The 16,091-nt window shown below is 59.3% G+C and carries 10 protein-coding genes; all 10 read left to right on the top strand.

Annotated features, from left to right (window positions below; genetic code table 11):
• A partial coding sequence (locus JNM42_RS15130) for a hypothetical protein (RefSeq protein ID WP_294271910.1) occupies window positions 1-1,284 on the top strand: 1,284 nt, incomplete at its 5' end.
• Window positions 1,268-1,648 carry a SirB2 family protein gene (locus JNM42_RS15125; RefSeq protein WP_294271913.1) on the top strand — a complete coding sequence of 127 codons (381 nt, stop codon included), beginning with the start codon at window positions 1,268-1,270 and terminating at the stop codon, window positions 1,646-1,648. The genes JNM42_RS15130 and JNM42_RS15125, both read left to right, overlap by 17 nt.
• Before the next feature lie 77 nt (window positions 1,649-1,725).
• On the top strand, window positions 1,726-3,132 hold the full coding sequence (gene hemN, locus JNM42_RS15120) for an oxygen-independent coproporphyrinogen III oxidase (protein WP_294271908.1): 1,407 nt from the start codon (window positions 1,726-1,728) through the stop codon (window positions 3,130-3,132).
• A gap of 274 nt (window positions 3,133-3,406) precedes the next feature.
• Complete coding sequence (locus JNM42_RS15115; RefSeq protein WP_294271907.1) at window positions 3,407-4,360, top strand: TAXI family TRAP transporter solute-binding subunit; 954 nt, start codon at window positions 3,407-3,409, stop codon at window positions 4,358-4,360.
• Window position 4,361: 1 nt separating this feature from the next.
• On the top strand, window positions 4,362-7,373 hold the full coding sequence (locus tag JNM42_RS15110; protein ID WP_294271904.1) for an EAL domain-containing protein: 3,012 nt from the start codon (window positions 4,362-4,364) through the stop codon (window positions 7,371-7,373).
• A 565-nt stretch (window positions 7,374-7,938) separates the two neighbouring features.
• Window positions 7,939-10,119 (top strand): ATP-binding protein, encoded by a 2,181-nt coding sequence (locus JNM42_RS15105; RefSeq protein WP_294271900.1) that lies wholly within the window; start codon window positions 7,939-7,941, stop codon window positions 10,117-10,119.
• A 135-nt stretch (window positions 10,120-10,254) separates the two neighbouring features.
• The gene (locus JNM42_RS15100; protein ID WP_294271897.1) at window positions 10,255-11,088 is read left to right on the top strand and encodes a substrate-binding domain-containing protein; all 834 of its coding nucleotides are present in this window, start codon (window positions 10,255-10,257) and stop codon (window positions 11,086-11,088) included.
• Between the two features lie 2 nt (window positions 11,089-11,090).
• Window positions 11,091-13,664 (top strand): response regulator, encoded by a 2,574-nt coding sequence (locus JNM42_RS15095; RefSeq protein WP_294271894.1) that lies wholly within the window; start codon window positions 11,091-11,093, stop codon window positions 13,662-13,664.
• Entirely contained in the window at window positions 13,661-15,769 is a 2,109-nt protein-coding gene (locus tag JNM42_RS15090; RefSeq protein WP_294271891.1) for an EAL domain-containing protein, read from the top strand. Before JNM42_RS15095 ends, JNM42_RS15090 begins: the two co-directional genes overlap by 4 nt.
• 17 nt (window positions 15,770-15,786) lie before the next feature.
• Window positions 15,787-15,918: a hypothetical protein gene (locus tag JNM42_RS15085; protein WP_294271887.1), complete on the top strand. Its 132-nt coding sequence runs from the start codon at window positions 15,787-15,789 to the stop codon at window positions 15,916-15,918.
• Window positions 15,919-16,091 lie beyond the last annotated feature (173 nt).

Below are 16,091 nucleotides of genomic sequence, written 5' to 3'. Positions count from 1 at the left end.
CCACCCCTCGGCGCTCCCTTACGCTTCTTCCTGACGGCGCCTTTTTTCGGCATCCTCGCCGGTCTGCTTTTATTATGGAGCGGGCCGGAGGCCTTTGCCGCGCGCTGGACGCCCGCCGCCCTGGCGCTGACGCATCTGATTACCGCTGGATTCATGCTGCAGGTCATGCTCGGTGCGCTGATGCAGATTCTGCCCGTCCTGGTTGGCGCCAACATGGCCACCCCGATGCGGGTGGCGACTGTCGTTCATGCCGCAATAACTCTGGGTGCGCTGTTCCTGGTCGCCGCTTTCCTGAGTTTTTCACCCTGGCTGTTCAAGCTTGCCGCTTTGTTTTCAGGTCTTGGCGTGGCCTGTTTCGTCGGCTCTGCCGCGCAGGCACTGCATGGTATCGCGTCGACCAATCCAACGACTCAGGGACTGAAACTTTCCCTGCTCGGTTTGAGTGTGACGGCAGTCATGGGCATGCTGCTGGCGGTGTCGCTGGGCTGGTCGCTCAATTTGCCGCTGATGCTGCTGGCCGACATTCATCTGGGCTGGGGATTCGTGGCCTGGGGCGTGGTCCTGCTTGCCGCCGTCGGCTATGTGGTGGTACCCATGTTTCAGCTCACGCCCGCGTATCCTGACTGGTTCACCCGCCGCTTTTCATTTTCGGCGCTGGCCATGCTGGTACTATGGACGATTGCCGAAATCTGCCAGTGGGCGTTCATCGCGGCGCTGCTGGGCACCGCGCTGGTTACCCTGGTGGCGCTGTTTGCCGGGGTCACGCTGAGCATCCAGCGGCGCAGCAAGCGCCCCCGCTTCGATGCGACCCAGCATTTGTGGCAGTTTGCCATGTTGAGCGCACTGGCCGCCTGCGCCGTGTGGATGGGCGCGAGAACATTCCCCCTGTTTGACGGGTGGACGGGCTGGCCGGTATTGTGCGGTGTGCTCCTGCTCTTTGGCGGATTCATGTCGGTCATTGTCGGCATGCTCTACAAGATTGTTCCCTTTCTGGTCTGGCTGCACCTGCAGAATCTGGGGCAGGGAAGGGTGATGGCACCCAACATGAAAAAGATCATTGCCGAGCGGGCTATGAATCGCCAGATGCTGGCACACTTTGCCTCATGTGCCTTGCTGCTGCTGGCGGTGTGGTGGCCGCTCTGGTTTGTCTATCCGGCCGGGCTGGCGCTGCTGGTGGCCAGCGGAGGGCTGTTGCGCAACCTGTTGTCCGCACTGTCTGTCCATCGTGAACATCGGCTGAAAATCGAGTCTCTAATCCGCAGCGATGATCTACCTCGCGCTTAAAAACCTGCATGTGCTTTGCGTTGTCCTTAGCGGTTCAGGATTTTTCGTGCGTGGGCTGTGGATGCTGGCCGATTCACCCCGGCTGAATCTACGCTGGGTTCGGGTTGTTCCTCACTTTGTCGACACGCTGCTGCTGGGCAGTGCGATTGCCATGGCCGTGATCAGCGACCAGTACCCATTGGCGCAAGACTGGCTGACGGCAAAACTGACCGGCCTGCTGGTCTATATATTGTGCGGCATGATGGCGCTCAGGCGCGGCAAGAGCAAAGCCACGCGCGGCATTTTCTTTGCCGCCGCCCTGCTGGCTTTTGCCTACATTGTTTCGGTGGCACTCACGCGCAGTCCGCTCGGCGTATTTTCTTGATGAGGTGTTTCGGCTTCCTCAATCGACTTGGTTTAAACTAGTCCGATCAACAGTACGCACCGGGACGCTTTGAGCGCATGAACTCCTTTTCCGAAAAGCTCGTTTTTGATCCGCCAATCATCCGTCGCTTCGATGTCAATGGTCCGCGCTACACGTCTTATCCGACGGCGGATCGCTTTATCGAAACCTTCAACGCCGAATCGAGCAAACTCTGGCTGGGGCATCGTAGCAGTGGTACCAGTGGCGTCAGCCGCCAGCAGCTTTCCCTGTACTTCCACATTCCATTTTGCAACACCATCTGCTATTACTGTGCGTGCAACAAGATCATCACCAAGGATCACGGGCGATCGGCCAAGTATCTGAAGTATCTGGGCAAGGAACTGGCGCTGCAAAGCAGCTATCTGGCGGACGGCGATAACGAAGTTGCGCAGTTACACTGGGGCGGCGGGACGCCAACCTTCCTGGCGCACGATGAAATGCGCCAGTTGATGGCGTCGACACGCAAGCACTTCCGCCTGGTCGACGATGGCGAATACTCGATCGAAGTCGATCCGCGCAAGGTCGATCGCGCGACCGTCGAAGTTCTGGGAGAACTGGGTTTCAACCGCATGAGTGTTGGCGTGCAGGACTTTGACGCAAGTGTCCAGCAGGCGGTTAACCGAATCCAGAGCGAGGCGGAGACCTTTGCCGTGATCGATGCCGCACGCGCCAATGGCTTCAGGTCGATCAGCATCGACCTGATCTATGGCCTGCCCAGGCAGACGGTCAGTGGATTCAAGCGCACGCTGGATCGCATCATCGCGGCCAGCCCGGATCGTCTGTCGATCTACAATTACGCGCATCTGCCGAGCCTGTTCAAGCCGCAGCGGCGCATTCTTGAATCGGACATGCCGACGGCCGATGCGCGCCTGCAGATTCTCTCGATGGCCATCAGCAAGCTGACCGAGGCCGGCTATGTTTTCATCGGCATGGACCACTTCGCCAAGCCCGATGACGAGTTGGCCGTTGCCCAGCGGCAGGGGCGTCTGCACCGAAATTTCCAGGGCTATTCCACACACTCGGATTGCGACATGCTGTCCTTCGGCATCTCGTCGATCAGCAAGGTGGGGCCGAGCTACTATCAGAACGTCAAGACGCTCGACGAGTATTATGAACGACTCGACAGCGGCCTGTTGCCCGTTTTTCGCGGCATCGAACTGGACGCCGACGACATCCTGCGACGTTCGATCATCCAGTCGCTGATGTGTCACTTCGAGCTATCGATGGAATCGGTTGAGGTCGAGCATGGGATCGATTTCAGAACCTACTTTGCCGCCGAACTTGAGGCGCTGCGCGAGATGGTAAAGGCCGGACTGGTGCGCGTTGAAGACAGGCGCATTGTCGTCCTTCCTCCGGGACGAATGCTGGTACGGGCGATCTCGATGGTGTTCGACAAGTTCCTGCGCGCCGACCGGGAGAGCAAGCGCTATTCGAAGGTAATTTGAGGCTTCGATGCATGGAAGATCGGGTTACAGCCCTGACGGGCGAGCATCTTCAGCTTAAGTTAGTCCCATTGGAACCCGGAACCTTTTATCCTGTTTAGTCCTGATTGCCAGCGACACCCCCAGAGAGAGGATATCCATTGGCTTGAAGTTCGGTGCCTTGATGAATCCGTCAGACCAATTCATATGGTCAACTTCCGAAAATTGGATCACACTATGCAAAAATAGTAAGTCCAGAACAAGTGCATCAACCAGCATCCGGACTTGGGGGCTCGCCATGAAACTTAAAGACGCAATTTTCATCCTGCTGGTCAATACAGTCGCCCTGGGAAGCGCGACAGCGGAACAGTATCTACGTATTGGTACGGGGGGGACTGCAGGAACGTATTACCCCATTGGCGTATTGATTGCGAGCGTCGTTTCCCAGCCTGGAAAGATCGTTGCCACCGCGCAGGCCAGCAATGGCTCGCTGGGCAACGTCATCGGCGTCTCAAGTGGTTCTCTGGAGTCAGGATTCAGCCAGGCAGACGTCGCGACCTGGGCGTACAAGGGTACCGGCATTTTTGAAGGCAAACCCGCCATGCCGGGTCTGCGCCTGATTGCCAGTCTGTATCCTGAAAGCATACACATTGTGGTGAATAAGGGTTCGGACATCAAGACCGTTGCAGACCTCAAAGGCCGGCGTGTCGCGCTGGATGAGGCCGGTTCGGGAACACTGATCAGCGCGCGGCAGGTTCTGGCTGCCTACGGATTGAATGAATCCGACATCAGGCCGGAGTACATCAAGCCCAATCAGGCGGGCGACAAGCTGAAGTCGGGAGCCCTGGACGCCTTCTTCTTTACCGGCGGCGCGCCTGCCAAGGCCATTGCTGAACTGGCATCAGATGGCCGCGGCATCGACTTGTTGCCCATTGACGGGGTTCAGGCCGAGCGTTTGCGCGCAGCCAACCCTTTTCTTTACACCGACACCATAGCGGCAGATACCTACCTGGGCGTGCCTGCCGTCAAGACTCTGGCCGTAGGTGCGCAATGGGTCACCAGTGACAAAATGGATGCTGAGCTGGTCTACCAGATCACCAGGGCTCTGTTCAGCGATACGGCGCAGAAAGCACTATCCAGCGGCCATGCCAAGGGAAAATTCATTACCCGTGCCAATGCCATTCAGGGTGCGGGTATTCCCTTTCATCCTGGCGCCCAGCGCTATTACATGGAAGTCGGAGCCCTGAAGTAGCATGAGACTTTCATGGCGTTTCAGCCCGTTACTGCTGGCCGCGGTTTTTGGTTTGATGCTTGCCGGGTCGACCGGCTACAAACTGGTGCGCGAACGCAATGCAGACCTTGATCTGGCGCGATCGCAGACCGAGAACATCGCCCGGGTGCTGGAGGAGAATTCCCGCCAGACCCTGCATCGGGTGGGCAGTAATCTTAGGCAGGCTGATACCGTGCTGGGGCAACTGCGAAGCTCTGGCGAAATTGATCACGAGCAGGTGCGACAACATCTGATGACCCTGTTGCCCGCTGATCGGCTGATCCGGAATTTTCTGCTGCTCGATCGAACCGGCGCCCTTGTAATGTCCACACTGTCAGAAGATGTTTTGCCGACAGGTTCCAGTGCGGACAGGGACTACTTCATTCCTCACGTCCGGGGCGCCGACCGGGAACTGGTGTTTGGCGCTCCGCAGAAGGCTTCTTCCGATGGTCAATGGGTGCTGCCCGTCAGTCGTCGAATCAGCAGGCCTGATGGCGTATTTGACGGTGTGCTGGTGGCCATGGTCAAGTCTGCGTATTTTCAGTCCTTTTTTGACTCGATTGATCGTGGTGAGAATAGCTTTGTGACGCTTTATCTGTCATCCGGTCTGGTGGCAGTGACTTCTCCGCACGACGAGGCGGCAATTGGCCAGAACTGGTCGCAGAGTCCCTTGTTTCGTGAACACCTGCCGCTCTGGCCGACGGGTACTGTGCGCGAGGTCATGGCCAGAGACGGTGTCGAACGTATCTACAGCTACCGCGCACTGAATGACTATCCCGTGGTGGTGACCTTTGGCTTGCCTCTTTCAGCCATCCTGTCCGGCTGGCATGCCGCCGCATGGTTCGATGGACTGCTGTTGCTGTGCGGGGTGATCTTGCTGTTCGCTGCCGCCGTGATTTTGCTCCACCACGAGCATTTTCGCCGTGCTGCCGAGAAGGCCTTGAAAAACAGCGAACAGGATTTGGCCATCACACTGCATTCCATTGCCGACGGAGTGATTGCCACCAACGAAACCGGGCACATTACCCGCATCAACGCCGTTGCCCAGCACTTGACGGGCTGGGCGCAGGCCGAAGCCCTGGGGCGCTCCTTGCGCGACGTGCTTCTCGTTCTCAAGGATCAGGCCATGCCTCAGGCTGGTTCACGCGATGCGTCCCTGGCTTTGCCCAACCCCAGCATATTGCAATCGCGCGATGGCACCCAGTACCGGATAGCAGAAAACTCGGCCCCGATTCTTGACGCCTCCGGCCAGATCGTTGGCCGTGTTTTGGTGTTCCGTGATGTCACCGAACAATATTCCGTTCAGCAGTCGCTGGCAGAAAGCCGGGCGCGCTATCGTTCGCTGATAGAGTTTTCTCCGGTCGGCATTGCTGTACACCGGTCTGGCTGCATTGTCTATGTGAATCCTGCCGTCATCAGGATGCTGGGGGCAAAGTCGGCTGCCGAGTTGCAGGGCAGACCTCTGCTCGACTTTGTCCATCCGGATTTCCGGCAAAACCTGTTGAATCGTCTCCAGAATGGTTTGGAGCAAGACGCGCAGGGAGAGATGGCGGAGGAAAGGCTTCTTTGTCTCGACGGCAGTGTGATCGATGTCGAGATCCAGGAAACAAGGATTACTTATGAGGGTGCCAAGGCGACTCAGCTCAGCGTCCAGGACATCACCCAGCGCAAGCGGGCCGAGGCCGAGATCAATCAGCTTGCCTTCTATGACCAGTTGACCGGCCTGCCCAACCGCCGCCTGCTGACCGACCGGCTGCACCAGGCCCTGGCCACCCGTGCCCGTCATCAACGACACGGCGCCCTCCTGTTCATCGACCTCGACAACTTCAAGGCACTGAACGACAGCCTGGGTCACGACAAGGGAGACATCCTCCTGCACCAGGTCGCCCAGCGTCTGGTCACCGGCGTTCGTGCCTGCGACACCGTCGCCCGCCTGGGCGGCGACGAATTCGTCGTGATGCTCGACGACCTGAGTGAGAACGCCCGGGACGCCGCCGCCCAGACCGAAATCGTCGGCGAAAAAATACTCGCTGCGCTCAACCAGACCTACCTGATCAGCGCACGTGAGCATCACAGCACGGCGAGCATCGGCATCACCCTGTTTCGCGAGCACACCGACAGTGTCGATGAACTGATGAAGCGCGCCGACACGGCGATGTACCAGGCCAAAGCCGCAGGCCGCAACACCCTGCGCTTCTTTGACCACGACATGCAGGTCGCGGTCACCACCCGCGCCGCCCTCGAGGTCGATCTGCGCCGGGCGATCAAGGAACAGCAGTTCCTGATTTACTACCAGGCGCAGCTTGACTCCGGCGGCCGGGTGCTCGGTGCCGAAGCCCTGCTGCGCTGGCCGCACCCCGAGCGCGGCCTGGTCTCCCCGGCCGAATTCATCCCGCTGGCCGAAGACACTGGGCTGATCCTGCCGCTCGGTCAATGGGTACTGGAGACTGCCTGTGAGCGCCTGGCGCTGTGGGCCTCGCGGCCCGAGCTGGCCGATCTCTCGCTGGCGGTGAATGTCAGCGCCCGCCAGTTCCACCATCGCGATTTCGTCGAGCAGGTACTGGCCGCGCTCGTGCGCAGCGGCGCCAACCCGCAGCGGCTCAAGCTCGAACTGACGGAAAGCCTGCTGGTGCATGACATGGACGACATCATTGTCAAGATGACGGCACTGAAGGAAAAAGGCGTCGGCTTCTCGCTCGATGACTTTGGTACCGGCTATTCCTCGCTCTCGTACCTGAAGCGCCTGCCGCTCGATCAGTTGAAAATCGACCAGAGTTTCGTCAGGGACATCCTCACCGATCCCGATGATGCCGCCATTGCACGCATGATCATCGTCCTCGGCGAGAGCCTGGGGCTGACGGTCATTGCCGAGGGGGTGGAAAGCGAAGACCAGCGCGATTTCCTGGCGACCCAGGGGTGCCGGGTGTATCAGGGCTATCTGTTCAGCCGCCCTCTACCCGTCGAGAGCTTTGAGAAGTTTTTGCAACAGGGGTGACGTCGGCCAGCGAAGGGGAAGCAAGACATGGCTTGCTTGCCTTGTGAAGTGCTCTTCCGTTGTCGATTCGCTGGGCTTTTTCGGCGCAAAAAAACTTCCTGATTAGCCGGGCATCATAACTCGTCATTCCCGCCCACCTTGGTTGCCCATCATGATGAATTCTGATCAAGCTTGTCGTGTTAGGAGAGTTGCACTGCTGACTTGAGCCGGCGTTTATGAAGCTGTTAGACTCTGGTCATAATTCCGATTCACTTCCGGTTCAAATCCAACTTCATAAAGGATGTAACCGAAGAGGCAGGTCGCAGAAACCAAGTGGCTGATCAGGCATTTGACATCCTGTTTCTGGCAAGGCAGGCTAAGCTCGCCTATGGCTGCTTGCCGTTGATATTGAGCTATTCGGTCATCGTCTCCTTGTTGTTCAACGCCTTGCTGATAACTGTGTTCTCGGTCAGGAGTCTATGGCCTGGCTTGCTCCTTATACTAGTGACTAGTCTCGTACGCGTCATTGACTCGCCATCGGCTCGGCTTGAAGCTGACGTGTGACAAATTTCCAGGAACACCGCCTATGACCCCAGCGATAAAGCAGCGCAGCGATCTTGAACCCCTGGTGTTTGCCGAGCAGATCGCGATGGTTTACCGGCTGACACCACACACCCTTGCGATGTCAGTGGTGGGCTCCACGCTAATCCTGCTTCTGCTCTGGTCGTCCGCTCCACATACCGTGCTGATTGGCTGGTACCTGCTGCATCATGCCGTGACATTGGTTCGCTATCTGCTGATTCGGGCCTATCGACGTGCCTGCCCCGGGCCAGCGACTGCTCCTGACTGGGCTCGTCGATTCGTTATCGGCACCACGGCGGCCGGACTGATCTGGGCAACTTGCGGCACTGTCCTCTTTCCGGCCCCCGGTGACCCGTTCCAGTTCTTCATTGGGATGTATCTGGTCGGAGTTGCCGCAACCGGCATGTTCACCCTGTCAGCCTACTTCCGATCATACTTGCCCTTGGCCGGGTTGACTCTGGTGCCCATGGCGCTGTGGCTTCTGGCCTCCGGCATCCAGGCGTTGCAGGTCACCGGGACGGTCATATTCCTGTACGTCTATATCGTTTTCTCGAACGGACGGCGCTTCGAAAGAATGACCATCGATTCTATCCGCCTGCGCCTCGAATTGAGCGAAGCCAAGGAGGCCGCAGAGGCGGCAAGCAAGGCCAAGTCGCAGTTTCTCGCCAACATGAGCCATGAAATCCGTACCCCGATGAATGGCGTGCTGGGTATTGCCGAAATTCTGCTCGCCGCACCCCTCGAAGAGCGACAGCGCCGTTATCTCGAAACCCTCTACCGCTCGGGTCAAAACCTGCTCGACGTGATCAACGACGTGCTCGATTTTTCCAAGATAGAAGTCGGCAAGCTGGATCTGCGGGCCAACGACTTTGACCTGCGCGCCATGCTGCGCGAACTGATCGACTCTTTCGATGCCACTGCCTCTGGCAAGGACCTTGTTCTTTCTCTGCATATCGACGACGATGTGCCAAACGGTTTACATGGCGACATGCCGCGCCTGCGCCAAGTGCTGACCAATCTGGTCGGCAATGCCATCAAGTTCACCAATTCGGGCGCGGTCTCGGTGACGGTCGGCTGTCTCGACGCTCAGCGTCTGCGCATTGCCGTACAGGACACGGGAATCGGCATCGCAAGCGAGGATGCTGCGCTCATTTTCGAAGCCTTTGCCCAGGCCGACGGTTCACATACGCGCCGGTATGGCGGCACCGGTCTGGGCCTGGCAATCTCCAGACAGATCGTCACGCTGATGGGTGGAGAAATCGGTGTCGACAGCACGCTTCATCAAGGCTCGACGTTCTGGCTGGAACTGCCCTTACAGCCCGCCCGGCAAGCTCTTACCAGGCCGGCAGCGGTCCCGCACAGGACAACTGCATCGCGTCTGCATGGGCATGTGCTGCTGGCAGAAGACAACCTCATCAATCAACTGGTCGCGCGTACTTTCCTGGAAGATCTGGATTTAAAGGTCAGCATCGCCGACAACGGCCGGGTAGCCGTCGAGCGGGCGCTGAACGAGCCGTTCGATCTTGTCCTGATGGATTGCCAGATGCCCGAAATGGATGGTTTCGAGGCCACTGCGCAAATCCGCGCCCGGCAGTGCGAGGGCCTGATCCGCGACCCCTTGCCGATCGTCGCGCTGACCGCCAACGCCATCGCCGGAGACCGCGAGCGCTGCCTGGCGGCCGGCATGGACGATTACCTGAGCAAACCGTTCACCCTTGAGCAGTTGGCTGGCACCTTGAAGTGCTGGCTGCCGCAGAAATCAAACCGGATCGAGCCGACAAACCCGAGCGCGAGCACATCGTCGGAACCGCTAGCCGGGCCGGTGCGCTCCGCCGCCATCAATCTCAAGTTTCTGGATCAACTGCGCGAGCTCGATCCTGCCGGGAGCATGGACCTGGCCAGGCGAATCCTGAAAATCTATCTGGACAGCTCGGGCACCTTGATGGCCCAGATCGAGCAGGCTATCGATGCCGGAGATGGCGAGTCCCTGCGCTGCGCTGCTCATTCGCTCAAGTCCAGTTCCGCCAATGTCGGCGCCGAAACGCTTTCCGGCTGCTTCAAACAACTGGAAAACCTGGGCCGGGACGGCAGGCTGGTCAAAGCCAGCACGGATTTCGTCGAGACCCGGCGGGAATATGAACAGGCAATATTCGAGATACGCGCATTTCTTGAGCAAGCGCGATGATCCCCCTGTATCGACGGAGACTCATCGCTGACAAGTGCTTTCAGTACCATGCTGCAACACCAAAAAAAAACCGGATTTCAGACATAATGGCGAAAAATTTTCAGCGTCTAGAATTCCAATGAACGGAGATAAGTCATGCGCTTGAAACCTTCAGGAACCCGCGCTTTGCTCAACCTTATTTTTGCCGTCTTGATGACCGTTCTGTGTCTTCCTCCCGTGGCCTGTGCCGCCGAGATCCGCATCGGCGGCACAGGCAACGCCCTCGGTACGATGCGGCTTCTCGGCGAGGCTTTCACCAGGCAGCATCCCGAAACCAGTATCGTCATCCTCGACAGCATCGGCACCAGCGGCGCACTCAAGGCCCTGCCGAAGGGGAGCATCGAAATTGGCCTGTCATCACGCCAGGTGAGCGAGGACGAATCCCGTAGCGGCCTGACCACACTTGAATATGCCCGCTCGCCGACTGTTTTCGCCGTCAATAAAAAGAGCAAGGTTTTGTCGATCACGCTGGAGCAGATTGCCGACCTCTACAGCGGCAAGCTGACAAGCTGGCCCGACGGCACGAAGATCCGGCCCGTGCTGCGTCAGCCGGGGGACGACAATACCCGTCAGGTCAAGCGGCTATCCGCCGAGATCGAGCAGGCGCTTGCGGTCGCCGAAAAACGCGAGGGAATGAACTATGCCTCGACCGATCAGGAAGCCGCCGACAAGCTGGAAAGCACTCCCGGTAGTATTGGTGTAACGACGCTCGCTTTGATCCGCTCGGAGAATCGAAATCTGCGGCCCCTGGCGATCGGTGGCGCCGAGCCGAGCCCCGAGAACATGAATTCCGGGCGCTACCCGATGATCAAAGCGTTCTATTTCGTGCTGCCGAAAGAACCCACCCCAGCGGTCATGGAATTTGTCAGTTTCGTGAGATCGCCCCAGGGGCGCAAGATCCTCGAACAAAACGGGCATAGCATCCCCTGAGCATGTCCGGAAACAACAAACAAAGCACTCTTGAACGTAGCGTTCAGCGCTTTGCGCTGGCGCTGGCGTCCTTTGTTGCATTAAGCATTCCCCTCGGCTTTCTTTTCTTTTCCTATAACGATCTGGCCGATGCGCTCGACTTCAAAGCCAAGGTCAAGGCTTCGGCGCTGAGCCGCTTGATCGCCAGCAACCCGGATACATGGATGTTTGCCGAGAATCGCGTGCAGGGACTGATTTCGCGCGAACCATTGCCTCTGGCCAATGAGTTCGTGCAGGTGTTCGGCCCGGACAAAGCGCTGGTCGCGCAGACTGGCAACCTCCCCGACGCGCCCTTGCTGATGCGCGCCTATCCCCTCAACGATGGGGACGACATCGTCGGCCGGATCGAAATCACTGGCTCGCTGCGTGGGCTGGCCTGGAACACCCTGGGCAGCGTGGTCCTGGCCCTGCTGCTGAGCATCTCGGTATATGCCGTCATGAAGGTATTGCCGCTCAGAGCGTTAAAGGCGGCGACCAAAGAATTGGCCGCACACCGCGATCTGCTGGAAGCCGAGGTGGCCAGGCGCACAGCTCAATTGCAGAAGGCCAAAGAGGTGGCGGAGGCCGCCAATCTGGCCAAGAGCGAGTTTCTGGCCACCATGAGCCATGAAATACGCACACCGATGAACGGTGTGCTGGGCATGAGCGAGCTATTACTGGACACCGGCCTGAACCCTGAGCAGCGGTATTACACCGAGTCGGTGATGAGGTCAGGCCGGCATCTGCTGGGCATCATCAACAACATCCTTGACTTTTCGAAGATCGAGTCCGGACGCATGGAACTGGAGTCGATCGAGTTCAACCTGGGCGAGCTGGTAGAGGATGCCGTGGCCATGTTCGTGCCCGCGTCCGAAGAGAAGGGGCTCGAACTGGCGACTCAGTTGTTCCCCCCCAACGTGCCCATCATGGTACGCAGCGACCCGTTCCGGCTGCGCCAGATCCTGGCCAATCTGCTCAGCAATGCGCTGAAATTCACCACCCAGGGCGAGGTCATCGTGCGCGTCAGCGTGCTCGCCTATCGGGAGTTGGAGACCAGCATCCGCTTCAGCGTTGAGGACACCGGGATCGGCATCGCGCCCGAGGCCTGTGCAAAGATCTTCGAACATTTCACCCAGGCCGACGGTTCGACCACCCGGCAATTCGGCGGCACGGGGCTCGGTCTGGCCATCTGCAAACGTCTGGTCGATCTGCTGGGCGGCCGCATCGCAGTGGAGAGCACGCCGGGCAAGGGTTCCCGTTTCCTGATCGATCTCGTTCTGCGCAAAGGCCAAAGCGTGCCAAAGGAGATCCCCAACCTGCACGGAGCGCGGGTGCTGGTGGTCGATGACAACCCGGCCCATCTGGAGATCATGCAAGTGCAACTGGCGAGCTGGCAGATGCAGGTGAGCTATGCCACGGGCGGCGAGCAGGCCCTCAAGCAGATGCTCTCGGCGGCGCAAGAAGCCAGGCCGTTCGAACTGGCGATTATCGACAGGCTCATGCCGCAGATGGACGGCTTGCAAGTGGTACATGCCATCATGGCGCGACCGGAGCTGGTCAACACCCGTCTGATCGTTCTTGTTCCCAACATCCAGTCGGGCCACGCGCAGGAATGTGAGCAGTCCGGCCGTCTGCGCTACGTCAACAAACCCTTCAGACAGTCGGAACTGTACACAGCGGTCCGCAGCGCACTCGATTCGGAGCACGCAACGGAAGCGGGAGCGGCACCGGTGGCTGCCGCAGCACATGCGGCTCCGCTGCAGGGCCGGGTTCTGCTGGCCGAGGACAACATGGTCAATCAGGTGTTGGCCAAGGCTATCCTGAGCAGCCTGGGCCTGAGCGTGGATGTCGCCAACAATGGCGCACAGGCGCTGGCACTGGTCGACAAGAAGGCCTATGACCTTGTTTTGATGGATTGTCAGATGCCGGTGATGGATGGCTATCTAGCCACGGCAGCGATCCGCGCACGTCAGGCCGATGGCGTCAAGCGAGTGCCGATCGTCGCGCTGACCGCCAACGCAATGGAAGGCGATCGTACGCAGTGTCTGGCCGCCGGGATGGATGACTACCTGGCCAAACCCTATTCGAGGAGCCAGTTACAGCAAGTGCTGATGCGCTGGTTGCCGCCGCAAGTGGGCAACGTCGAGCCGGTGAAACCGAGCGTAGCCGACCCGATAGCCCCCTCCGCCGAGCCGGCACGCGCTGCCGCCATCAATACCAAGTTTCTGAACCAACTGCGCGAAATCGATCCTGCCGGGGGAATGGGTCTGGCCAGGAAAATCCTGCAAGTTTACCTGGACAGCTCGGGTACCTTGATGGCGCAGATCGAGCAGGCTATTGTTGCCGGGGATGGCGAGACCCTGCGGCGCGCTGCTCATTCGCTCAAGTCCAGTTCTGCCAATGTCGGAGCCGAGACGCTGTCCGGCTGCTTCAAACAACTGGAAAGCCTGGGCAGGGACGGCCAACTGGTCAAGGCCAGCACCGATTTCGCCGAGACCCGGCGGGAATACGAGCAGGCCGTCATTGAAATCAGTACCTTGCTGACGGAGAGTGCATGAACGATCACTATCAAGAAAAACGCATACTGGTGGTCGACGATGATCTGACCGCGTTGATGCTGATGCGGGCGACGCTGGAGAGGTCCGGCTTCGTGGTCGGGCTGGCCGAAAACGGGGAGGAAGCCCTGCGCCAGTTCAACGCCCAGCCCTTTGATATGGTCATGCTGGACATTGAAATGCCGGGCCTGAATGGTTATCAGATCTGCGCCCGCTTGCGCAAGGAAGCGGGCGACGAGTTGCCCATCGTGATGGTGACCGGCATGGATGACCTGGAATCAGTCGACCGGGCCTTTGAAGCGGGCGCCACGGATTTTCTCGCCAAGCCGATCAACTGGGGGCTGATCGGCCATCGTGTGAAATGCCTGCTGCGCACCTATGGTTTGCTGCAGGATCTGTACACCGCCAACGCTCACAACTCGGCTATCCTGAACGCCATACCCGACATCTTGCTGCGCCTGGACGGCGAAGGGGCGGTACTCGATGCACGGCTCGGGGGGCAAGTACGGGGAAACCTGCAATTACCCAAAACCGGCTATAGCTTGGCCGAGAGTTTCACCGCAGATATCGCCACCCGGATCCTGGACTGTGCGGCGCGGGTTCGCGCGTCGGACGTGCCTGAAAACCTGGACATCACGTTTGGTTTGAACGCCGGCGAGGAGGGTCATTACGAGGCCCGGCTGGCCAGAATCAACGTTAATGAGATCCTGTGCCTGATTCACGACATCAGCCGGCGAAAGCAGGCCGAGAAAAGCATCTACAATCTGGCCTACTTCGATACCCTGACTGGTCTGCCCAACCGTTTGTCCTTTTTCGAGCGGCTGCAAAGCGAGATCCAGCGCTCCCACAAGGGCAAGCTGGCCATCCTGTTCATGGGCCTGGACGGTTTCAAGAAGATCAATGACACACTCGGGCATGGCGCTGGCGACCTGCTGTTGCAATCCGTTGCCGAACGCTTGCGGCAAGGTGTTCTTACGGCCGAGAGGATCGATCACAACGATGTCGGCGCGTTGGAAATCGAACTGGCGCGCCTCGGTGGGGACGAGTTCACGGCGCTCATTTTCCCCTTGCAGCATGGGGATGAGGCAGGGGTGGTGGCGCGCCGCATCCACGAGTCGATACGCAGGCCATTTCACCTGATTAGCCGCGAGATGCTCGTGACTTCCAGTATCGGTATCGCCATCTATCCGGATGACGGTGAGGACGCGCCGACTCTGATCAAGCACGCGGACACCGCCATGTGCCATGCCAAGGCGCAGGGTCGGGACAACTACCAGTTCTACAACGCCGCCCTCACCCAGGAGGCGATGCGGCGCCTCAATCTGGAAAGTGATCTGCGCCTCGCCCTCGATAGGGGTGAGTTTTCCCTGGTGTATCAACCCCAGATCGACCTGGTCAGCGGCCGCATCCATTCGCTGGAAGCATTGATTCGCTGGCAGCATCCGGTGCAGGGTCCCATCTCGCCAATGGATTTCATTCCTGCGGCGGAAGAAAACGGCCTGATCGTTCCCATTGGCGACTGGGTGCTACGTACCGCCTGCGCCGATGTTGCGCGCTGGCAGGCTGCCGGACAGGCGCTACGGGTGGCCGTGAACCTGTCTGCCGTGCAATTCAGGAATCCTGACCTGGTCAGCCGCATCCAGGCGATCCTGGCCGCTACGGCCGTCGCGCCGGAATGGCTAGAACTGGAAGTGACCGAAGGGGTCTTGATGGACGACTCTGCGACGACCCTGACCACGCTCAACGCCTTGCGCCAGGCAGGCATGCACCTGTCGCTCGATGACTTCGGCACCGGCTATTCCTCGCTCAGTTATCTCAAGCGTATGCCGCTGACCAATCTCAAGGTAGACCAGAGTTTCGTGCGCGGCCTGCCGGCCGACAAGGAGAGCCTGGCCATTGTCCGCGCGATCGTCTCGCTGGCCAAAAACCTGGGCTTTACCGTTACCGCCGAGGGCGTCGAGACCCTGGAACAGGCGCGCATCCTGAACGGCCTTTCCTGCGAGACACTGCAGGGCTATTACTTCAGCAAACCGGTGCGTGCCGCAGAAATCGACGCCATGCTGGAAAGACGCTGGACATTCGAAGACCCGTCGCTCACCGGGGCGTAACCAATGAGCATACAAGCATGAACATGATCGAACAACTGCGGCTCAGCGGCCAACTCCCGAGCCCCAAGGGCGTGGCCTTGGCCATCATGGAGATCAGTCAGCGCGACGGTGCGCGCCTGGACGAGGTGGCGGTGGCGAGGGTGCCCTGACCGCTCGCCTGTTGCGTCTGGTCAATACGGCGTCATGACGGAAGCCATACTGCGCGAAGTCCTCGGCTGCACGGTCTACACTGCGGAGAATGGCCAGGAGGCCCTGGCGCTGGCCCTGGAGGCGATGCCCCAGATCGTCATTACCGACTGGCTGATGCCGGTCATGGACGGTC

The organism is Propionivibrio sp. (assembly GCF_016790145.1).
GTDB lineage: Bacteria > Pseudomonadota > Gammaproteobacteria > Burkholderiales > Rhodocyclaceae > Propionivibrio.
This window is presented reverse-complemented; position numbering and strand designations above follow the sequence as displayed.